Source organism: Bradyrhizobium sp. Ce-3, from assembly GCF_022835695.1.
Taxonomy (GTDB): Bacteria; Pseudomonadota; Alphaproteobacteria; order Rhizobiales; family Xanthobacteraceae; genus Bradyrhizobium.
Genome location: NZ_BQUV01000009.1, coordinates 31,355 through 52,669, shown reverse-complemented (window position 1 = coordinate 52,669; position 21,315 = coordinate 31,355). Strand labels below are relative to the sequence as shown.

Genomic DNA, 21,315 nt, shown 5'->3' with positions numbered 1-21,315 from the left:
CAGGCTGGGTCCGTCGTGCACGAGACATATTTCGTACCGGCTTCAAGCACTTGGTATTTGTAGAATAATCGCGCTACGTTGTGAGCGTGGATATGGGCAAGCACCTGACTGTTAGCACTGGCGAGCTTGACGGCTTCGAGGGACTCCACGACGCCGTCAAAGGCTCGCATGTCGAAGTCATGCAGCTTGAGCGCGGCAAGCTGCGCGGCACATTGTCTCACGTCGGGATCGGCGATTTCTCGCTCAGCATCGGCGCGTTCAATGTCGGGGTGCGCACCCAGCGCATCTCGACCGATCCCAAGCTGATCATCGGAATGCTGCTGCAGGCGACCAACCGCGTCACGCATTGGGCATTCGACATGCAGCCGGCCGACGTGCTGGTGATTCCGCCGGGGGTCGAGCATGACGGGATCTTTCACAGCGCGTCGTCCTATGCGGCCATCCGCTTCGATCTCACCGATCTGCCCCACGTGTTCGGCGGCGAGCCGCGGCTTGCCGATGCCGAAACATGGAGTGCGAAGAACCATTTTCGCGCAGACCGCGCCGTCGGCATGAGAGCCGCGGACCGGCTGCCGCAGATCGTCGAGCGCCTCGCGCGCTATCCGGATGCGCTGTCGGAGGCGTCGGCAGAATTCTGGAAGCGCGCCATCATCGACTGCGTGACGGCGACGGTCGTCACGTCGCTGCCGCCTGACGGATCGAGCTATCTGCCGTCGGCGATGAAGCTGGTGGGCCAGGTCGAGGACTATCTGCGCGCGGCGGGCACCCGCCCGGTTCACGTCGCCGAAATCTGCACCGAGCTTCGGCTGTCGCGGCGCAGCCTGCACCGCGCCTTCCACGAGGTGTTCGGCGTCGGCCCGGTGACTTTCCTGCGCTACAAGCGGCTGTGCGCGATCCGCTCGATCCTGCGCGAGAGCACGCCGGAGCAGACCACCGTCTCCAAGGTGGCGATCGAGCAGGGCTTCATCGAGCTCGGCCGCTTCTCGCAATACTACCGCGCGATGTTCGGCGAATACCCGTCGCAAACGCTCGGCTACGGCTAGATCCAAGCTCGCGCAAGCTCATCTCGACCGCGCCGGATCGCCATTGCCCGACAGCACCTGCGCCGCGCCGCCGACGCCGCGGCGGAAGGCTTCATCGAAGGTGACGCCGCGGAACTGCCATGCGTAGTCCCGGCCGTGCCAGGCCATCCGCCACTGCGTGGCCCAGCCGAGATCCTTGTCGTCCCAGACCAGCCGCCCGACCAGGATGGCCTCGCCGCCCTGCGGCGCCACGATCGCGCTCAGCCTGGCGGGCGGCACCTTCAGGAGCCCGGCCGCGGTGACGTCGGCGTTCGTCAGCGCCGACGCATCCGGCAGCACGAAGCGCATGCCGCGCTTCACCGCCGCGGCGGCAAGCGCGTCGCGCTGCAAATCGGAATCTCTCCCGTCCGAGGTGACGATGGTGTCCTTCGGACCGTGCTGCATCTCGGCGAAGACGCCGAGCACCGGGCGCTGCGATCGCCACGGCTTGAGATCGAGCCTGCCGAGAATGCCGTCGACCTTCTTGGCGTCGAAAGCCGCCGTCAGGTCGTAGGGCCGGTCGCGGGTGCCCTGCTCGTCATGATGCGGCTTGCCGGCATATTGGTCGTGATAGTCGAAACTGCTGACGAACTCTTTGGCCCTCGATTTGTATGCGGCAAGCCGGCGGTCGCCTGCCAGCATCGGTTGACCGGAGACCTTGATCAGGACGTCCTCCAGGCACGCCGCGAAGCCGATGATGCGATTCGGCTCGCCCTGGCCGGTGACGACGGTCTGCGCGCGGTAGAGGCTGTCGTCTGCCGCCAGCGCGCCGCCGCAACAGATGAGTGCAGCGGCCAGCAGCGCGTAAGCCACGCTACGCGCGAGCGCGGCAATCACATTGCGTTTCGTCTCAAGCAAGGCAGCCATGGTCACCTCCGCCCGGTCATTGCATCGCCGGCACAGATCGGCGGTATTTCGCGGCGGCGCCAACCCGTTCGGGCATGGGCGCCATTCGCTCGGCCGCACCGCGCGCTCTGGCCACGCGCGGCAGGCCTGACATATGCTGAGCGCATGTGCGGCGGCGCCGCGCGCGCGGCCCAAGATCACAACATCCAGCAGGAGACGTCCCGTGAAATGCTATGAGTTGCAAGGCCCCGGCGGCGTCGACGCTCTGGCGCTGGTCGACAAGCCGGTTCCGCAGGCCGGTCCCGGCGAAGTGCTGGTGCGGCTGAAAGCGGCGACGCTCAATTATCGCGACCTGCTCACGGTCAAGGGCGGCTACGGCTCGCGCCAGAAGTTTCCGCTGGTGCCGGTCTCCGACGGCGCAGGGGTCGTCGAGGCGGTCGGCACCGGGGTCAAGAGCTTCGCGCCCGGCGATCGCGTGATCGGCAGCTTCTTCGAAAGCTGGCTCGGCGGCGAACCGAGCGAGACGCGGATGCGCGCGGCGCTCGGCGGCAGCGTCGACGGCGTGCTGACCGAATATCGCGTCTTCCCGGCGCATGCGCTGGTGCGCACGCCGGAACATCTCAACGACGTCGAGGCCGCGGCGCTGCCGTGCGCCGGCCTCACCGCATGGAGCGCGGTGGTCAAGCTCGGCGACATCAAGCCGGGACAGACGGTGCTGACCCAGGGCACCGGCGGCGTCTCGCTGTTCGCGCTGCAATTCGCCAGGATGTGCGGTGCCCGCGTCATCGCGACCTCCTCCAGCGACGCCAAGATCGCGCGGCTGAAAGAGCTCGGCGCCGACGTCACGCTGAACTACAAGACCACGCCGGACTGGGGCAAGAAGGCGCGCGAACTGACCGGGCGCGGCGTCGATCTCGTCGTCGAGGTCGGCGGCGTCGGCACGCTGAACGAATCGATCCGCGCCACGAAGATTGGCGGCACCATCGCCTTCATCGGCGTGCTTGCCGGGCCGGCCCCCGCCGACACCCGGCTGCCGCTGATGGTGATGCAGCAGCAGCGGCTGCAGGGCGTCACCGTCGGCTCGATCGAGGATCTGCAGGCGCTGTGCGACGGCATCAGCATGCACGGCGTCAAGCCGGTGATCGACAAGGTGTTCGCGTTCGATCAGGTCAAGGACGCGTTCGCTCACATGGCGAGCGGCGCGCATTTCGGCAAGGTCGCGATCGCGATCGGCTAAAGCGCGATGAGATTGGGTTTGAATCGTCATCGCGCTTTAGCCTTTCGTTTGCACATGATCTTTTCGGAAAACCGCTTCGCACTTTTCCGGATCATGCGTTAGCATGCTGGCCTAGCGTCCCGTGAACTGCGCCTTGCGCTTCTCGACGAAGGCCTGGCGGCCTTCCTTGGCGTCGGCACTCTCGCGGATCACCTGCTGCAGCTCGATCTCGCGGCGGAACTGATCGGCATAGCTGGCGTGCTCGCTCTCTTCGAGCAGCAGCCGTGTCGCGACCAGCGCGCGGGTCGGGCCGTCGGCGAGACGGCCGGCCAGCGCCTTCGCCTCGTCGTGCAGCTTGACGTCATCGACCACGTCGCGCACCAGGCCCCACTCTTTCGCCCGCTCGGCGGACAGCGGCTCGTTCAGCAGCATCAGGTCGAGCGCGCGCTGCCGTCCGACCAGCCGCGGCAACAGCCAGGTCGAGCCGAGATCGGGCACCAGGCCGATCCGGCTGAACACCTGGATGAAGCTCGCCGAGCGCGCCGCCAGGATGATGTCGCCCGACATCGCAAGGCTGAAGCCGCCGCCGGCCGCGACGCCGTTGACCGCGACCACGACCGGCATGCGGCATTCGCGCAGCGCCTGCATCGCCGGCCAGTAATGCTTCATCACCCCGGTGTAGATGTTGTCGCCGAGCGACTGGAACGCCTTGAGGTTCTGCCCGGAACAGAAGCCGCGTCCCTCCCCGGTCAGCACCAGCGCGCGGATGCCGGGATCGTGGCTCATCTCGCCGACCGCCTGCGCGAGATCGCCGAGCAGGTCCGGCGTCATGGCGTTCAGGCTGGCGGGGTCGTTGAGCGTCAGGATCCCGACCTTGCCGTCCCGCTCGCGCTTCACACCGCTCATTTTCCGCTCCCTGAAATTGGTTCTTGTTGTTGCACTGACAGTGCCCTGCTTGGCATGCTACGCCAACGCGACCCGCCCGCAACAAGAACAGCGAAAGCAACGCCATGTCCGACCAGTTCTCCAACTCGCAAGTGATCCGCAAGCCCGCCGTCAGCGCCAAAGGTGGCATCGTCGCCGCGCAATCGCGCAAGGCGGCCGAAGTCGGCGCGGAGGTATTGGCTGCGGGCGGCGATTGCGTCGACGCCGTGATTGCAACCACCTTTGCCCTCGGCGTGCTGGAGCCCTGGATGAGCGGCGCCGGCGGCGGCGGCGCGATGGTGCTGTACCGCGCCAAGGAGAACCGCGTCGAGGTGATCGACTACGGCATGCGCGCGCCCGACGGCCTGCGCCTGGAGGATTATCCGCTGACCGGCGGCGCGGCCTCCGACCTGTTCCCCTGGGCGCGGGTCAAGGACGACCGCAACCTGCACGGCCCCGGCTCGATCGCGGTGCCGGGCGTGGTCGCAGGCATGGAGGAGGCGCATCGCCGCCACGCCAAAATGCCGTGGAAGGACCTGCTGGCGCCGAGCGTCAAGCTCGCCGGCGAAGGCCTCTTGGTGGATTGGTGGACCACCGACATGATCGCAAGCTCGGCTGCCGACTTGCGGCGCTATCCGGCCAGCGCCGCGGCGTATCTGCTGGATGGCCTGCCGCCGAATGCGCAATGGGGCATCAAATCGGTGGTCCGGATGCCGCAGGACAAGCTCAAGACGGCGATGGCGCAGCTCACCGCGGCGGGTCCGCGCGACTTCTACGAGGGCGATCTGGCGCGCAGCCTCGCCGACGATATCCAGGCCGCCGGCGGCACGCTGTCGGTGCGCGATCTCGCCGCGTTCCGCGCCCATCTGCGCGAGCCGCTGAAAATTCCCTATCGCGGCGGCACGGTCTATGCGACGCCGGAACTGACCGCGGGTCCGACCATGGCGCGCACCCTCGGCCTGTTGCAGCAGGCGCTCGCGCCCGCGCAAGGCGGCCCGGATGCTGTGACCTACGCGGCCTATGCGGAGGCGCTGCAAGCCGCCTATCGCGAACGGCTGAAGGACATGGGCGATGTCGACGGCCGCCGCGCGCTCGGCGCCGAGGCGGTCGCGCCGAGCTGCACCACGCATTTCTCCGCGGTCGACCGCGACGGCAACATGGCCGCGGTGACGCAGACGCTGCTGTCGACCTTCGGCTCCAAATTCGTGACGCCGAACACGGGCCTCACCATGAACAACGGCATCATGTGGTTCGACCCGACGCAAGGCGCGCCGAACTCGCTCGCGCCCGGCAAGCGCTGCCTGACCAACTACACGCCGGTGGTGGCTGAGGCGGCCGATGGCCGCCGTCTCGCTGTCGGCGCATCGGGCGGCCGCCGCATCCTGCCCGCGGTGTCGCAGCTGCTCTCCTTCGTGATGGATTTCGGCATGGATCTCGACGCCGCGATCCACCAGCCGCGGATCGACGCCAGCGAAGGCAATGTGGTGATCGGCGATGTCCGCCTGCCGCAAACCGTGCGTGACGCGCTGCGTAGCCGCTTCGACTATGAGGAAGCGCGCATCCAGACCCAGCCGAAGAAGTTCGCCTGCCCCAGCGTCGTGCTGCGCGACGGCACCACAAACAGCGGCGCCACCGAGCCGTTTCATCCGTGGGCCGATGCCATCGCGGAGGGGTGACGGCGCGGCTCGCTTCCCCGCGTCGTCCGGGCGCAGTGCGCGACTGCGCACGGGACCGGGACGACGATGAGAATGGGGTGCGATTGCAACACCCCCGATGTCATCACCCGCGAAAGCGGGTGATCCAGTATTCCAGAGACGGCTGTGCTTAGTGGCCGCGGCGTACCGGATCGCCCGGTCAAGCCGGGCGATGACAGTTGAAATTGAGGACGCAGTTTCGCGCAACAATTCGCATTCGGGGTGACGGGCCCTGGCTTTCGCCAGGACGACGATCCGAATGGGTCGCAATGCACGATGTCAACAGCGCTGTGTGGCGCGAATTCGCCGTCGGGATATAGTGAGACGCCTTGGTCAACGATGCGCTGGAGCATTACGGGATGATTACCTGTTACCTGCGTTATGAGGTCAGATTGGGCAAGCTCGCCGAGTTCGAAGCGTACGCCGCCATGTGGCTTGACCTGTTGCCGCGGTTTGGCGGCGTCCATCACGGCTACTTCCTGCCATCCGAAGGCGCGAGCGACGTCGCGCTGGCGATGTTCAGCTTTCCGAGCCTTGCGGCCTACGAGCAATACCGCATGGATTCCGCCGCCGATCCGGATGTGCAGAAAGCGATCGCCTTCGCAAAGGAGACGGGCTGCTTCACGCGCTACGAACGGTCGTTCTTCCGGCCGCTGTTTCCGAAAGCGGCTTGAAGTCGGGCAAGCGATAGCCATGCGCCATCTTCCCTTGATGTTGTCCGCGCTGCTGTTGCTTGGCCTCTCTGCGGCACAGGCCGCCGGGCTGCGGACCTTTGACGTGCCCGCCGGCCCTGACGGCCCCGCGATCCGAGGGCTGATATGGCATCCCTGTGCGGAGCCGCCGCACGAGATCGATGCCCGCGGCGGCCGAGCGTTCTTCGGCGTCAATGACTGCCCGATCGTTGGAGACAAGCTGCCTTTTATCGTGATCTCGCATGGACGGCGCGGCTGGCTAGGCGGTCATCACGACACCGCCGCTGCGCTGGCGGATGCCGGCTTCATCGTTCTCACGATCAATCATCCGACCGATACCGAGCGCGACACCAGCGGCACCGACAGCCTTGCCGTCACGGTCGAACGGCCGGCCGACATCAAGCGTGCGATCGATTACGCACTCGGAGGCTGGCCCGACGCGGCGCGCATCGATGCGGAGCGCATCGGTCTCTATGGGTTCTCATGGGGCGGTTACACCGGTCTCGCCGCGATCGGCGCCACACCCGATCTCCGCAAGGGACTGCCGACCTGCCAGACCTCGAGCTTGCGAGCCTGCAAGGAACTCGAAGCTGGACTCGTTCCGAGCGGGCCGGTCGTCCGTGATCCGAGGATCAAGGCCGCGATCATCGTCGATCCATTTCCCGTATTCTTTTTCCAAAGCGGGAGTCTGAAAGGCCTGACGGTCCCCGTGCAACTGTGGAGCTCGGACCCCGCGCAGAACGGCGACGGCCTGTCGGGCTGCTGCGCCGCCGCTGTCAAGGACGAGCTACCGTCACCGCTCGACTATCATTTTGTGAAGGACGCAAGGCACTTCTCCTTCCTTGCACCCTGCACGCCGAAAGAGACGGAGAAGTTTGCCAATATCTGCACCGATGCGCCAGGCTTCGACCGCGCCGCATTTCATCGGCGCTTCCATGCCGAGGCGATCGCGTTTTTCAGAAAGCATCTGGGCGAGGCCGCCGCGCACTAAGCGCGAACGCCGGGCGATCAGCAATCCCCACATCGCGCCAGCAGGGTGAATTCGTTCATTCCGTAACCATCGATCATCTCGACCGCGCAGCCGAGATCGCGTTCGCAATAGCGGATCCACGGCTCGGGGCTGGTGCAATAGAGCTGCACCGGCGCTGCATTGGCATCCGCCGCGGCTGCGGCCTCGGTGACGAAGTTGACGCTGAAGCCGCGCAGGCTGGCGCGGCGCAAATCGGCCAGCATCTCGGCGACCAACACCTCCCAGGAGGCGCGGGAGCCGCCGACATTGACATTCATGATGCCGCTCGCGACCGAATAGGTCGCGCGGCGCGGGCCTGCCTTGCCGACCTTGAAACGGCGTCCCGGCGCCGAGAAGCGGCGGCGCGCGCGGCTGATCATGGCGAGCGACAGGTCGATCCCCAGATAGTCGATCGCGGCCTGCGGGTGGCGCCGCGCGAGATAGGCGCACAGCGCGCCATATCCGCAGCCGATGTCGTTCAGGCTGAACGGCGCGGAGAAGTCGCAGAGCTTCAGCAACTGGACGAAGCGGAGGTCCTGGGTGGCCTGGCAAGACCAGTCCACCCCGCGCGGGGTGGCGCCGTGTTTGGCGACCCGCGCGCTGTAGTAGGACTCGACATTGGCATACAGGTCGGAGAACCGCGCCCGGTCGCCTTCAGCGCCGGAACCTGCGGTCTCCGCTGCGATGCTCATTTATTGCTCACTTCCTGCTCACTTCTTCTTGGCGCGCCGTTGCTTGGCTGCCGCCGCAAGCTCCTTGCGGGCGACCTGGCTTGGCTTGGTCGGGATCGACAGCACCCGGTACGACTGGGTCGAGTAGATCAGCGGCATGCTGGCCTCGGCCGCGAACGTCACCTGCGGGTTTTCCTTCATGACGTGGACGGTGACGAGCACCGGCAGATACGGGGCCTGCGTGAGCGCCTGCCGGAACGCCTGAACGACCCGCTTGTATCCGCTCACATTGGACTGGTCGGACGGATAGTCCTTCAGCGTGCCGAGGAAGGTGTACCAGCGCTGCCGTTCGATCCGGTCCGCCGGCTCGATTCCGATCAGCCGGAACGACTGTTCGAGCGGGTGGCTGGGCGAGAAGATATCGAACTCCTTCTGCAGTTCGACCATCTCCATGATCCCGCCGGGACCAAACCGCTTGTTCAGCATGTCCAGCACATCGCGCGTCGTATCGTCTTGAATCATCCGTCCCATCAAAACCCCCTCAATACTTTGTTTCCAGAAATGAAAAATCGTCGCGTCTAGCGACGTCGCTCGAGGTGCAATCGAAGCTGATCGAGTTGTGGCGTGAAGTAGACTGCCCCGGAGACATCGAGCAAATTCTGAGCGCCGCCGACAATCTCGTCAAGCTCGTCATGTGACGTGCTGCCGAGGGCGCAGATGATCAGGCCGCGCAGCACGGTCGCATGCAGCTCAGCGATGCGATCGGTCCTTCGCCGCGCGACCATCAGCGCCTCGTCCGCCGCTTGCAGGGCCGCGTGATGGTCGGCCGCGCGATAGAGCGCTTCGGCCAGATCGGCGAGCATGCGGGCCTCGAATTCCAGGCCGGCGCGCGCCGAGCGCGCAAAGTCGATCGCCTCCCGAAGCTGGGCGGCGCCGACCTTGAAGTCGCCGGCGGCGCCGCTGGCGAGGCCAGCACTGGCGATGGCGGCAACCCGCAGATAAGGCGTGCCGGACTGCTCGGCCAGTTCGGCGATCCTCGCCGCGTGCGGCTTGGCGAGTTCCGGCCGGCCGCGGCTCCAGCCCATCTCCACCATCGCGAAATGCGGAATGAACTGCACGACGGCCGCGAAGCGTTCCGGTTCGGCCCGCAGCACCTCGGCAATCCGCCGCTCGGCCTCCTCGAAGCGTCCCAGCCGGACCAGAATTCTGGTGCCGAGACACCTGATCCAGTGCTCGACGTCGAAGCCGAGAATCTGGTTCGGGTTGAGGCCGAGTGTGACGTTGTTGTGAAAGCCACCCTGCTCGGCAATGGCCGCCACCGCGACCTGCCCGGCGTCGAGCGCCTCGGCGAGCCGGCCCGACAGGAAGAACGCCTGGCTCAGCATGGCGTTGACCGTCGCAAACCGCCCGACGTCCCCGGTGCCGGAGGTGAGCTTCAAGGCGCCCTGGACGAGATTGACATAGTCGTCGGCCGCCGCGGTCGCGGCCAGGATCCGGCCATAGGCACCGAGCAGGATCGGCTCGTGCACCGGGTCCGCGGCGCGTGCGTATTTGATCGCCTCTTCGGCGTAGGGCTTGACCTCCTCGGCGGACATGCCCTCGCGCCAGCCGAAATTGAGGATCTGGCCGCTCGACATCGCCCTGAGCCGGTCGACATATTCGGACGACGGCAGGTCCTGCAGCAGCGCGCGCACCTTCTTCCAGCTCTTCATCGCTTCGGCGGAGTTGGTCTTGCCGATCCACCGCGCCGCTCGCTGTAAATGGGTGACCGCCTCCAGCGGCTGGCCCGCGGCCTCGTAGTGATAGGCGAGCAATCCGGCAAACTCGTCGAGCTTGCCCCAGTCGAAGCCCTCGATCGCCTTGGCGACAGTCGCATGCAGCGTGGTCAGCCGCGACCGCAACTGGGTTGCATAGGCCACCTCCTGGATCAACGGATGGCGAAACGCCAGCAGCCCCTTGTCGTAGGGCGGCAGGTCGTACAGCAACTCGGCTTGGCGGAGCTGCGCGATCGCGTTCAGCAGATCGTCGTTCGGCAGCGCTGCGACCGGACGCAGCACCGACATCGCGACCAGCCGGCCGATCACGGCTGCGGTTTCGAGCACCTGCTTGGCGACCTCCTCGAGATGATCGATGCGGGCCGCCACGACGGCCTGCACCGTCGCCGGCAGCGGCACCGCATCGACACCATGCTTGAGCCGGTAATTGCCGCGTTCGCCTTCCACATTGCCGCGCTCGACGACGGAGTTGGCAAGCTCCTCGATGAAGAACGGATTGCCCTGCGCGCGTTCGATGACGTTGCTGCTCAGCGAAGTCAGCGAGGGATGCTTGCCGAAATGCTCGCGGAGCAGCTCGTTCGAATCGGACCACGGCAGCGGCGGGATTGCAATCTGGCGGTAGTGGGACCGCTGCATGAAGGGCGCGGTGAAGCCCGGCCGGAAGTTGACCACCAGGAACGTCGCGGTGCCGACGATCGCATCGACCAGCGTCTCGACGAACTCCTCGCTCGCAGCGTCGATCCAGTGCAGGTCCTCGATCAGGACGACCGCCGGCGTGTCTCCGGGGCGCGCCCGCACCAGCGTGCGAACCAGATCGAGCAACGCCAGCCGCAGCGCGCGCGGATCGAGCTTCGGGGCCGGATGCTCCGGATCGGCCAGCCCCAGGAATTCGAGCAGCACCAGCAGCTCCTGGTCCGAGGAGGCCATCTCGGCAAAACGATCGATGACGCGGCGCCGGGATGTCTCGATCGGCTCCTTGGCGCGGATGCCGAAGATGTCGCGCAACAGTTCGAGCACCGGCTGGAACGGCGTTGCACGGCCATGCGCCAGCACGCGGGCTTCGTAGACACGAATGCCCTTGCGGCGGCAGTTTTCGGCGAACTCGAAGCAGAGCCGGCTCTTGCCGATGCCGGCGTCGCCGACCATGCCGACGACCCGGCCGTCGCCGCCGACCGCGCGCGACAGTTCATGCTCCAGCGCCGCCATCTGCTCGGTCCGGTTGACCATCGAGGTCAGGCGCCGGCCGCTGCGGAAGACGTCGCTGGCGGGCGCGCTGAGCAGCCCGGTCAGCTTGAACACCTCCACCGGCGCGGAGATGCCGCGAATGGTCTGCATGCCGAGCGGCATGACCTCGACGAATTGCCTGGCGCCGAGATAGGTGTCCCGTGTGATGAGGATCGCGCCCTCATCGGCCATCTGCTCCATCCGGTTCGCGATATGGACGTTGGCGCCGGCGGCGTCGTAGGTCTGGTAGATGGTGTTTTCCACCGTCTGCACGACGACTTCGCCGGTGTGCAGCCCGACCCGGATCTGCATGCCGGGATCGGCCAGCCGTGCCACCGAATCCTGCATGGCGAGCGCGGCGAGACAGCCGCGGACCGCATGGTCCTCATGCGGGCGCGGCGGCGCGCCGAACAGCGCCATGACGCCGTCGCCCTGGATCTTGTTGACGATGCCGTCGTAGCGGTGGACAGCCTCCTTCATCAGGTCGAGCACCGGCTCCAGGCGCCGCATCCCGAGTTCGGGATCGCCGAGGCTGTCGATCAGATTGGTCGAGTTGCGGATATCGGCAAACAGCAAAGTGAGGTTCTTGCGCTCGCCGCCCTTGGTGCTGAGCGAACGCAGCATCCGCTGCGAGGGCGCATCGGGACGAGCCCCCACCGCAGCGAGCACGGTCCCGCAGCGGCCGCAGAAACGGCTGGAGGGCCCGTTCACATGGTGACAGGATTCACATTTGAGGCCTAACGGCGCACCGCAATCTTCACAATAATCGTTGCCAGCCCGGTTTGCATGACCGCATCGCTCGCACTGCATAAACAGCCTTTCAGTAAAGACTGCGAATATATCCGACGCGGCAGATTAGCCCAGCACATTCTGTAATTGTGTTAAATGCTTCACACACCGAGCCGGTCGCGCACCCGGCCGGTCAGCACCGCCGTGGTGACACCGACCCGCCAGAAGGCGTGCATCGGGATCGGCTTGATGCCGGTCACGGGCATGTCGATCTCGGCCTTGGGGCCGCCGATCAAGCGGCGGGCCAGTTGGGCGCCCATCGCGGTCGAGAGCGCGACGCCGCGCCCGTTGCAGCCGAGCGAGATCAGCAGGTTCTCAGCCGGCGCATGGACATGCGGATAGTGATCGGCGGTGATGGCGAGACGACTGTTCCAGCCGTGGGTCCAGCTGACGCCCGCAAGCTGCGGCCACAGCCGCTCGGCATAGCGGATCAGATAGGCGACGTCGGCCGGCTTGCTGATCCAGTGCATCGGGCCGCGGCCGCCCATCAAAAGCCGGTTGTGCTGGTCGATGCGGTAATAGACCGTGATGTGGCCGCTCTCGTAGAGCACCGGCCGGCTCGGCATGATCGCGCCCGCGATGGCATCGGGCAGCGGCGCGGTCGCCACGATCGACGAGAACACCGGCACGATGCTGCGGCGGAGCGCCGGCCAGAGATCGTCGGTGAAGCCATTGGTCGCGAGCAGCACCTTGTCGGCGTGCACGGTTGCGCGCGGGGTCTCGATCCGCCAGCGGCCATCGTCGCGACGCAGCGACAGCGCCGGCGTCTCGCCGTGGACGGCGGCGCCGGCCCCGATCGCGGCGCGCGCCAGTCCCCTCGCATAGCTCAGCGGCTGCAGATCGCCGCCGCGGGCATCGAGCATGGCGCAGAGGTAACGGTCGCTGCCGGTCATCGCGCGCATCTCGGCGGCATTGAGCAGCTTTACCGGCATGCCGCGCCGGATGCATTGCTGCGCGGTGGTCGCGATCGCGGCGGCGCTGGCCTCATTGTAGGCGGCGCGCAGCGTGCCGTTCTGCCGCGCCTCGCAGGGGATCTGGTAGCGGCGGATCAGCTCATGTGTGAAATCGGTGGTGCCGTAGGAGAAATCGATCATGCGGCGGCCGAGATCGGCGCCGAAATCCTGCTCGATCTGGTCGGGATCGTGCTTCAGCCCGGGATTGGTCTGGCCGCCATTGTTGCCGGAGGCGCCCCAGCCCGGCTGCTGCGCTTCCAGCACGGTGGCGAATATGCCCTGCTCGGCAAGATGCAGCGCGGTCGACAGGCCGGTGAAGCCGCCGCCGATGATCGCGACCGGCACGCTCTTGTCCGATGTCAGCGCTGGTGTCGGCGTCGCTTCCACCGCGGTGTCGGCGTAGAGGCTCGGCGGCAGCTTCAGGCGGGCGGGCGCATTCATTGCAGGTGACCTGATCACAGCGGATGCAGCACGCGGCGCAGGAAATCCTGAGTACGCGGGTGCTGCGGTTGGTTGAGGACGGATTTGGCGGCGCCCTGCTCGACGATGACGCCGCCGTCGATGAACAGTACGCGGTCGGCGACGTCGCGGGCAAAGCCCATCTCGTGGGTGACGACCACCATGGTCATGCCGTCATCGGCGAGCTTGCGCATCACCGACAGCACCTCGCCAACCAGCTCGGGATCGAGCGCCGAGGTCGGCTCGTCGAACAGGATCGCCTTCGGCTGCATCGCCAACGCCCGCGCGATCGCGACGCGCTGCTGCTGGCCGCCGGAGAGCTTCGGCGGATGCACCTCGGCCTTGTCGGCGAGCCCGACCTGCGCGAGCAGTGCCCGGCCGCGCGCCACAGCCTGCCCGCGCGGCTCCTTCTTGACGTAAAGCGGGCCCTCGATGACGTTCTCGAGTGCGGTCCGGTGCGGAAACAGATTGAAGCGCTGGAACACCATCGAGACCTGGGTGCGGATCGCGACGATCGAGCGGTCATTGCTGTCGACGCGCGCGCCCTCGACACTGATCTCGCCGCGATCGTAGCTCTCGAGCCCGTTGATGCAGCGCAGGATGGTCGACTTGCCGGAGCCCGACGGGCCGATGATGCAGACCACCTCGCTCTTGGCGACCGAGGCGGTGATGCCCTTCAGCACTTCGACCTTGCCGAAGCTCTTGTGGACGTCGTTGAGCTCGATCATTTGCGGTTCGCCTTGTTCTCGAAGTGCCGAACCAGCAGGATGAGCGGAATGCTCATGGTGAGGTACATCAGCGCCACCAGGGTGAACACGCTGGTGTTCTTGAAGGTCGAGGAGGCGATCAGCTTGCCCTGCAGCGCGAGCTCGGCCACCGTGATGGTGGAGGCCTGCGAGGAATCCTTCAGCATCATGATCATGATGTTGCCGTAGGGCGGCAGGATGATCCTGACCGCCTGCGGCAGCACCACGCGGCGCATGGTGAGCCACCAGCCCATCCCGATGGTCTGCGCCGCCTCGATCTGGCCCTTGTCGATCGCCTCGATGCCGGCGCGGAAATTCTCCGCCTGATAGGCCGAGTACGCAATGCCGAGCCCGATGATCGCGGCCTGCAGCGCCGATAGCGCGATGCCGAAATCCGGCATCACGAAATAGATGTAGAACAGCAGCACGATGATCGGGATGCCGCGGATCACATTGATCAGCGCGGCGCTGATCCCGGTGAGGATGCCTATGCCGGACACCCGCATCAGCGCCCATATCAGCCCGAGCACGGTCGACAGCAACAGCGAGCCGATCGTGACGACGATGGTCAGCCAGACGCCCTGCAACAGGATCGGCACGAACTCGATGGCGTCATGGAAGAATTTTTGCATTAGCTCAATGTATCCAGTCCGGTCACGTGCTCGAATACGTCCCCGTCACCCTGAGGAGCGCGCAGCGCGTCTCGAAGGGTCGACGGCCACCAGCCGGGCCGTGCATCCTTCGAGACGCGCTACGCGCTCCTCAGGATGACGGATTACATCGGGCACACGCGCGTCACGACGCGCTGGCCTTCTGGCCCCATTTCTCCAGGATCTTCGCGATCGTGCCGTTGGCCTTCAGCTTCGCCAGCGAGGCGTTGATCTTGCCGAGCAACTCGGTGTCGCTCTTGCGGACACCGATCGCGACCGTGCCGACGGTGACCGGCTTGTAGCCGTCGACCAGCCGGACATCGGCGAAATTGCCCTGCTGCAGATTGTAGGCGAGGATCGGATAGTCGGCGAAGCCGGCCTTGAGGCGACCGGCATTCACGTCACGCAGGATGTCGGGAATGGTGTCGTAGACCTTGACCTCGCTGAACAGCCCGGTCTTCTTCAGCGCGTCGACGAAGGCAGTCCCGACCTGGGCGCCGACCACGGTGCCCTTCAGATCCTCCTGCGAGGCATAGGCCTTGGTGTCGGCCTTCGGCACCACCAAACCTTCACCATAGGTGTAGACCGGCTCGGAGAAGTCGATCACCTCCTTGCGCGCCGCGGTGGCGAACATTGCAGCCGCGATGATGTCGATCTTGTTTGCGGTCAGCGAGGGGATCAGCGCCGAGAACTGCATCGGCTCGATCTGCACGGTGAAGCCGGCGTCCTTGCCGATCTCGGTGGCGAGATCGACCATGATGCCCTGGATCGAATTGGTCTTGGTGTCGAGGAAGGTGAAGGGAATGCCGGTCGGCGTCGAGCCGACCTTCAGCACCTGCTGCGCCCCTGACGGCGCGCTCACAGCAAGGGCAAGCACCGCAGCCGCGGCCTGGACGAGACGCTGAAAGGACATCGCACGACCTCCCGTAGCTGGCCTTGGCGCCGTCTCGCCCGCTGTGTCAGCGCTTTTGGTTGCGGGCGACGCCGTTCCGGCCTATTTTCACCAATATGAAATTGTGGTCACGAAACCGCGGCCAATGCAAGCGGTTTTCATGCACATGAAGGAAGCGGACTGACGTGAGCGGCGGCAAGAGAATGCGCAAAGGCGCGGCAGCAAAGCCTGCGACGGCCCGCCGCGCCGGCAAAAAGGCGGCCAAGGAACTCGAAAAGAAACCTGCCAGGAAGCCGGCCGAGCCCGCGATGGATCTTGCGGTCGGACGCCGCATCCGCGACCTGCGCCGCGCGAAGGAGATGTCGCTGGAGGTGGTCGCCGCGCGCACCGAGCTGTCGATCGGCTTCATCAGCCAGATCGAGCGCGGCCTGTCGTCGCCCTCGCTGCGCGTGCTGGCAACGCTGGCCGACGTGCTCGGCGTCGGCATCGCCGCCTTGTTCGGTGCATCGCCCAGGGACGACGGCGCCGGCGGCGTCGTGACCCGCGAAGTGCAGCGCGCCGAGCTGAAGCTGTGGCGCACCGGAATCTCAAAGCAGCTGCTCAGCCCCGCCGGCAGCGAAAGCCGGCTCAATCTGTTCCTGGTGCATCTCGAGCCCGGCGGCAACACCGGTGACGAGTTCTATACCCATGACGGCGAAGAGGCCGGCCTCGTGCTGTCAGGCGAGATGACGCTGACGGTGGACACCGAGACCTGGACGCTGAAGCAGGGCGACAGTTTTCGTTTCGCCAGCCGCAGGCCGCACCGCTTCTCCAATCCCGCGCGCGATGCCAACGCCGTGGTGCTGTGGGTGAACTGCGTGACGGCGGCGGGGTAAGCCCCCGCTGCCACCCTCCCCTGGAGGGGGAGGGTCGGATCGCGTTGAGCGCAGCGAAATGCGAGCCGGGGTGGGGTGATCTCTCCCCACGGGAAGCACGCGCGTGGAGAGTCCGTCACCCCACCCCGCTAAGCATCTTGCTTCGCGCGATGCTTATCGACCCTCCCCCTCCAGGGGAGGGTGAAGCTATCCCGCCAACCCCATCACCACTTCCTCGATCTTGATCGGGAAATTCCGCACCCGGATGCCGGTGGCGTGGAAGACGGCGTTGGCGACGGCGCCGGCGCTGCCGGTGATGCCGATCTCGCCGACGCCCTTGATGCCGAGCGGATTGACGTGCGGATCGTGCTCGTCGACCGTGATGACATCCATCGGCGGCACGTCGGCATTCACGGGCACATGGTATTCGGCGAGGTTCGCATTCAGGATGCGGCCCGAACGACGATCCATCACCGCCTCCTCATGCAGCGCGAACGAGAGGCCCCAGATCATGCCGCCGTAGAGCTGGCTCCGTACCATCAACGGATTGATGATGCGGCCGGCCGCGAAGGCGCCGACCAGCCGCGTGGCGCGGATCTGGCCGAGCTGCGGATCGACCTTGACCTCGGCAAACACGGCACCATGCGCATGCATCGCATATTGCGACTGCGCCGCCGCATCGGCGGCGCCGCTGCCGGTGCCATCGAGCTCGGCAATGCCTGCGCGCGCGAGGATGTCGGCATAGCTTTCGCTGCGCGCATCATCGTCGCGGCGATGCAGCCGCCCGGACCGCGCCACCACGCCGGCATTGCCGGCGCCGAACAGCGGTGAGCGCTGGTCCGCGGTCGCGAGCTCGGCAAGCTTTGCGATCACGGCAGCACCTGCGTTGTGGATCGCGGCGCCGACGGTTGCGGTATGCCCCGACCCGCCGGCAATGCCGGCATCGGGCAGATCGGAGCTGCCGGAACGGAACGTCAGCTGGTCGAAATCGAGACCGAGCGAATCGGCCGAGATCTGCGCCAGCGCGGTCCAGGCGCCCTGCCCCATGTCGTGCGCGCCGGTCTCCATCACGCCTCTGCCGTCGGCGCGGATCACGGCACGCGCATTGCCCTGGAACATGATCGCCGGGAACGTCGCGGTGCCCATGCCCCAGCCGACCAGGAAGCCGTACTCGTCACGCATCTGCTTCGGCAGCAACGGACGCCCCGCCCAGCCGAACCGTTCGGCGGCCTTCGCATAGCACTGCCGCAGCGCCTTTGAGGAGAATGGCTTGCCGGTGGTCGGCTCGACCTCGGCATAGTTCTTCAGCCGGAACTCCAGCGGATCGATGCCGCGGGCGAACGCCGCCTCGTCGATCGCGCTTTCCAGCACGATCGATCCGGTGGCCTCGCCCGGCGCGCGCATGAACAGCGGCGTGCCGGTGTCGACGCGCACCGCTTCATGCGCGGTGCGGATCGCGGGGCTGGCGTAGAGCGTATGCGAGGCGTCGGCCGCGGGCTCGTAGAAATCGTCGAAGCTCGACGTCGTGATCCGTGCCTCATGATTGATCACGGTCAGCGTGCCGGCATCGTCGGTGCCGATCCGGATGCGCTGGCGGGTCGGCGGACGATGGCCGACCGGGCCATACATCTGGCTGCGGCGTAGCACCAGCTTGACCGGGCGCCCGATCAGCTTGGCGGCCATGATGCCGAGCACCTGCGGCCCGGAGATCAGCCCCTTGGAGCCGAAGCCGCCGCCGAGGAACGGGCTGTTGATGTGGATATTCGCCGGCGGAATGCCGAACAGGCCGGCGACGCGCATCTGTGCGAAGCCCATGCCCTGGCTCGGCGTATCGATGAACAACCGGTCGCCATCCCACACCGCGACGATCGCATGCGGCTCCATCGCGTTGTGATATTGCGCCGGGGTCTCGTAGGTCGCATCGGTCAGCTTGGCGGCCGCAGCCATGCCGGCATCGATATCGCCGTGGCGGACTTCGGCGGGATTGCCGATGCCGACCACCGGCGGCGCATAGGCCTCGCCGGCGTCGAGGCCGACGCGCGCGATCTCGACCTGGTAGCGCGGCGACAGCAGCGCCGCGCCTTCGGTCGCGGCCTCCAGCGTCTCGGCGATCACCACCGCGATCGCCTGGTTGGCGTAGCGCACCGCGTCGCTCTGCAACAGCTCCATGCGGAAGGCGAACGGATTGCCCTTGGCGTCGGGGTCTTCGGCCAGTTCGGGCTTGTGCGCCGGCGTCATCACGTCGATCACGCCGGGATGGCGCTTGGCGGCGGCGACGTCGAGCGATTTGACGCGGCCGCGCGCGATGCAGCTGGTCGCGATCACGGCATAGACCATTCCGGGTGGATGGTTGTCGGCGGCATAGCGGGCCTTGCCGGTGACTTTGAGCACGCCGTCGGTGCGGGTCATCGGCTGGCCGATGTTCGAGCCATGCCTGAGATGGGCGGGATCGCGGGTCAGACTGAGTTCAACCGTCATGCGTTACGCTCCTGCAACGGACGAGAAGGGAGAGCCGGGCAGCGCGGGGATGCGATCCGGCGTGCCTGCGGCGGCAAGGGTGAGCGCGCGCACGAGAATGCGCTGCGCGAGCTCGATCTTGAAGGCGTTGTCGCCGGACGGTTTTGCGTCTGACAGCGCGGCGCGCGCAGCCTCACTGTAAACCGCTGCATCCGGCGCGGCGCCTGCGAGCACCTGCTCGGCCTCGCGCGCGCGCCACGGCTTGGCGGCGACGCCGCCGAGCCCAAGCCGCGCCTCGCGGATCTTGCCGTGCTCGATGCGCAAGGCGGCTGCGGCCGAGACCACGGCAAAGGCATACGACGTCCGCTCGCGCACCTTGACGTAGCGGGCATGGCCGGCGAAGTCTTTCGCCTCGGCCGGCAGCCGCAGCGCGACGATCAGGTCGCCGCGCTCCAGCGCGGTCTCGCGCTCCGGCGTCTCGCCGGGCAGCCGATGCAGCGCCTCCAGCGGCAGCTCGCGCCGGCCGCTTTTGCCCTCGATCTCGACGATGGCATCAAGCGCGACCAGCGGCACGCAGAAATCCGACGGATGGGTCGCGATGCAGCCCTCGCTCCAGCCGAGCACCGCGTGCAGGCGGTTCTCGCCCTGCAGCGCGTCGCAGCCGGCGCCCGGCCAGCGCCGGTTGCAGGCGCTGCCGGCATCATAGAAATAGGCGCAGCGCGTCCGCTGCATCAGATTGCCGCCGACGGTCGCGGCATTGCGCAGCTGGGCGGATGCGCCCGACAGCAGAGCCTCGGCGACCGCGGGATAGGTGCGCGCGAACTCGGCGTCATGCGCCAGATCGGCATTGCGCACCAGCGTGCCGATGCGCAGGCTGCCGTCGGCGAGACGCTCGATGCGGTCGAGCCCGGGCAGCCGCGTGACGTCGACGAGACGGCTCGGCCGGCTGACGCCGCCCTTCATCAGGTCGAGCAGATTGGTGCCGGAGGCGAGATAGCTCGCGCCCTTCTCGGATGCCGCCGCGATCGCGTCCGCGACATTGGCCGGCCTGACATAATCGAAGTTCATCATGCGGAGCGCCTCTGCTTGCTGGCGGTCATGTTGGATTGGGCCTCGAGCACGGCTTCGGTGATCCCCTGATAGGCGCCGCAGCGGCAGAGATTGCCGCTCATGCATTCGCGCACCCGCTCGGGATCGTCGCCCGCCTGGCCTTCCTGGATCAGGCCGATGCCGCTCATGATCTGGCCCGGGGTGCAGAAGCCGCACTGGAAGCCGTCATGGGCGATGAAGGCGGCCTGCACCGGATGCAGCTCGCCGCCGTGCCCGACGCCTTCGATCGTGGTGATCTCGGCGCCGTCATGACTGATCGCCAGCGCGAGACAGGAGTTGATGCGGCGGCCGTCGACCAGGACGGTGCACGCGCCGCACTGGCCGCGGTCACATCCCTTCTTGGTTCCGGTGAGGTCGAGCCGCTCGCGCAGCAGGTCGAGCAGGGTCACGCGGGGGTCGTCGAGGACAATTTCCCGGCGGACGCCGTTGATGGTGAGACTGAGTGGAAGATTCATGCGGGGCTCCGATCCGTGTATGGTCGGGGTTGAATCGAGGCAACGCGAACCCGTGGCCGCCGATGCATGATCGGCGCGCCTTGTCAGGCCCGGTGCTGGTCGCCATATACGGAGGCATCCTCCGTTTACAAGGGAGGGTGAGAAGAAAAAGGAATGGCCGGGTCATCACCAGAAATTGTCCGCAAGCCGCGCGCCGACGCGGTGCGCAACCGTGAGCGCGTGCTGGCAGCGGCCAAGGCCGTGTTCTCGGCCGGCGGCAGCGAGGCGAGCCTGGAGGCCGTCGCGCGCCATGCCGGCGTCGGCATCGGCACGCTGTATCGCCATTTCCCGACCCGCGAGGCGCTGTATGAGGCGGTCTATCGCCGCGAGGTCGAGCAGCTCGGCGACCTGGCCGAGCAGTTGCAGAACGCACCCGAGCCGGTCGCGGCGCTGCGGCGCTGGCTGCGCGCCAATGTGCAATTCGTCGCCACCAAGAAGGGCATGGTCGCAGCGCTCGCGCTGGTCGCGGCCGGCTCGAGCGAGCTGCACGCCTATTCGTTCGATCGCCTGACCAAGGCGATCGGCACCCTGCTCGCACGCGCCGTCGCCGCCGGCGCGATCCGCAGCGACATCAGCGCCGAGGACGTGCTGCGTGCGTTGATCGGCATGTGCTACATGCACGACCAGCCGGGCTGGCAGACCACGGCGCTCCGGCTGCTGGATGTGTTCGTCGACGGCTTGCGGGTGCAGCCGCCAGCCAAGGCGGCAGCCACGGCAAAGCCTGCGAAGAAGGTCACCTCAAAGCCGTCACGCTCGCCATCGTAGCTCGCATGAGCGCAGCAACATGCGGGACCAGCGG

General features: G+C 66.7%; 19 protein-coding genes. 7 read left to right on the top strand and 12 right to left on the bottom strand.

Annotated features, from left to right (window positions below; all coding sequences use genetic code 11):
- Nucleotides 1-92 precede the first annotated feature (92 nt).
- Entirely contained in the window at nt 93-1,043 is a 951-nt protein-coding gene (locus BRSPCE3_RS27855) for a helix-turn-helix domain-containing protein (protein ID WP_244069546.1), read from the top strand.
- Between the two features lie 18 nt (nt 1,044-1,061).
- On the opposite strand, the gene BRSPCE3_RS27850 is transcribed toward BRSPCE3_RS27855, so the two are convergent.
- A complete protein-coding gene (locus tag BRSPCE3_RS27850; protein WP_244069545.1) occupies nt 1,062-1,928 on the bottom strand; it encodes a DUF2066 domain-containing protein in 867 nt (288 codons plus the stop codon).
- Between the two features lie 202 nt (nt 1,929-2,130).
- Here BRSPCE3_RS27850 and BRSPCE3_RS27845 point away from each other — a divergent pair, with 202 nt between their 5' ends.
- A complete protein-coding gene (locus BRSPCE3_RS27845; RefSeq protein ID WP_244069544.1) occupies nt 2,131-3,144 on the top strand; it encodes an NAD(P)-dependent alcohol dehydrogenase in 1,014 nt (337 codons plus the stop codon).
- Nucleotides 3,145-3,255: 111 nt separating this feature from the next.
- Here the strand turns inward: BRSPCE3_RS27845 and BRSPCE3_RS27840 are convergent, their stop codons facing one another.
- Nucleotides 3,256-4,029: an enoyl-CoA hydratase-related protein gene (locus tag BRSPCE3_RS27840; protein ID WP_244069543.1), complete on the bottom strand. Its 774-nt coding sequence runs from the start codon at nt 4,027-4,029 to the stop codon at nt 3,256-3,258.
- Nucleotides 4,030-4,133: 104 nt separating this feature from the next.
- On the opposite strand from BRSPCE3_RS27840, the gene BRSPCE3_RS27835 reads away from it, so the two are divergent.
- The 3 genes from BRSPCE3_RS27835 (at nt 4,134) to BRSPCE3_RS27825 (ending at nt 7,424) form a co-directional block, all read left to right on the top strand.
- Entirely contained in the window at nt 4,134-5,723 is a 1,590-nt protein-coding gene (locus tag BRSPCE3_RS27835) for a gamma-glutamyltransferase (protein ID WP_244069542.1), read from the top strand.
- Nucleotides 5,724-6,100: 377 nt separating this feature from the next.
- Nucleotides 6,101-6,415 carry an NIPSNAP family protein gene (locus tag BRSPCE3_RS27830; RefSeq protein WP_244069839.1) on the top strand — a complete coding sequence of 105 codons (315 nt, stop codon included), beginning with the start codon at nt 6,101-6,103 and terminating at the stop codon, nt 6,413-6,415.
- Entirely contained in the window at nt 6,321-7,424 is a 1,104-nt protein-coding gene (locus tag BRSPCE3_RS27825; protein WP_244069541.1) for a dienelactone hydrolase, read from the top strand. Before BRSPCE3_RS27830 ends, BRSPCE3_RS27825 begins: the two co-directional genes overlap by 95 nt.
- A gap of 17 nt (nt 7,425-7,441) precedes the next feature.
- On the opposite strand, the gene BRSPCE3_RS27820 is transcribed toward BRSPCE3_RS27825, so the two are convergent.
- The 7 genes from BRSPCE3_RS27820 to BRSPCE3_RS27790 form a co-directional block, all read right to left on the bottom strand.
- Entirely contained in the window at nt 7,442-8,134 is a 693-nt protein-coding gene (locus BRSPCE3_RS27820) for a trans-aconitate 2-methyltransferase (protein ID WP_244069540.1), read from the bottom strand.
- Between the two features lie 18 nt (nt 8,135-8,152).
- Nucleotides 8,153-8,644, bottom strand: coding sequence for a hypothetical protein (locus BRSPCE3_RS27815; protein WP_244069539.1), 492 nt, complete (start codon nt 8,642-8,644; stop codon nt 8,153-8,155).
- Nucleotides 8,645-8,691: 47 nt separating this feature from the next.
- Nucleotides 8,692-11,922: an adenylate/guanylate cyclase domain-containing protein gene (locus tag BRSPCE3_RS27810; RefSeq protein ID WP_244069538.1), complete on the bottom strand. Its 3,231-nt coding sequence runs from the start codon at nt 11,920-11,922 to the stop codon at nt 8,692-8,694.
- Nucleotides 11,923-12,002: 80 nt separating this feature from the next.
- A complete protein-coding gene (locus BRSPCE3_RS27805; RefSeq protein ID WP_244069537.1) occupies nt 12,003-13,295 on the bottom strand; it encodes an FAD-binding oxidoreductase in 1,293 nt (430 codons plus the stop codon).
- 14 nt (nt 13,296-13,309) lie between these two features.
- Entirely contained in the window at nt 13,310-14,041 is a 732-nt protein-coding gene (locus tag BRSPCE3_RS27800; protein WP_244069536.1) for an amino acid ABC transporter ATP-binding protein, read from the bottom strand.
- The gene (locus BRSPCE3_RS27795) at nt 14,038-14,691 is read right to left on the bottom strand and encodes an amino acid ABC transporter permease (protein ID WP_244069535.1); all 654 of its coding nucleotides are present in this window, start codon (nt 14,689-14,691) and stop codon (nt 14,038-14,040) included. Before BRSPCE3_RS27795 ends, BRSPCE3_RS27800 begins: the two co-directional genes overlap by 4 nt.
- Nucleotides 14,692-14,854: 163 nt before the next feature.
- Nucleotides 14,855-15,622, bottom strand: coding sequence for an ABC transporter substrate-binding protein (locus BRSPCE3_RS27790; RefSeq protein WP_244069534.1), 768 nt, complete (start codon nt 15,620-15,622; stop codon nt 14,855-14,857).
- Between the two features lie 182 nt (nt 15,623-15,804).
- On the opposite strand from BRSPCE3_RS27790, the gene BRSPCE3_RS27785 reads away from it, so the two are divergent.
- Entirely contained in the window at nt 15,805-16,476 is a 672-nt protein-coding gene (locus tag BRSPCE3_RS27785; RefSeq protein ID WP_244069533.1) for a cupin domain-containing protein, read from the top strand.
- 186 nt (nt 16,477-16,662) lie between these two features.
- Here BRSPCE3_RS27785 and BRSPCE3_RS27780 read toward each other — a convergent pair whose 3' ends face one another.
- From BRSPCE3_RS27780 to BRSPCE3_RS27770, 3 genes are read right to left on the bottom strand one after another with little or no spacing between them, the layout of a single operon-like run.
- On the bottom strand, nt 16,663-18,933 hold the full coding sequence (locus BRSPCE3_RS27780; RefSeq protein WP_244069532.1) for a xanthine dehydrogenase family protein molybdopterin-binding subunit: 2,271 nt from the start codon (nt 18,931-18,933) through the stop codon (nt 16,663-16,665).
- A 3-nt stretch (nt 18,934-18,936) separates the two neighbouring features.
- Nucleotides 18,937-19,983 (bottom strand): xanthine dehydrogenase family protein subunit M, encoded by a 1,047-nt coding sequence (locus tag BRSPCE3_RS27775; RefSeq protein ID WP_244069531.1) that lies wholly within the window; start codon nt 19,981-19,983, stop codon nt 18,937-18,939.
- On the bottom strand, nt 19,980-20,477 hold the full coding sequence (locus BRSPCE3_RS27770; RefSeq protein WP_244069530.1) for a (2Fe-2S)-binding protein: 498 nt from the start codon (nt 20,475-20,477) through the stop codon (nt 19,980-19,982). Before BRSPCE3_RS27770 ends, BRSPCE3_RS27775 begins: the two co-directional genes overlap by 4 nt.
- Before the next feature lie 153 nt (nt 20,478-20,630).
- Between BRSPCE3_RS27770 and BRSPCE3_RS27765 the strand changes: the two genes are divergently transcribed.
- Nucleotides 20,631-21,281 carry a TetR/AcrR family transcriptional regulator gene (locus tag BRSPCE3_RS27765; protein ID WP_244069529.1) on the top strand — a complete coding sequence of 217 codons (651 nt, stop codon included), beginning with the start codon at nt 20,631-20,633 and terminating at the stop codon, nt 21,279-21,281.
- Nucleotides 21,282-21,315 lie beyond the last annotated feature (34 nt).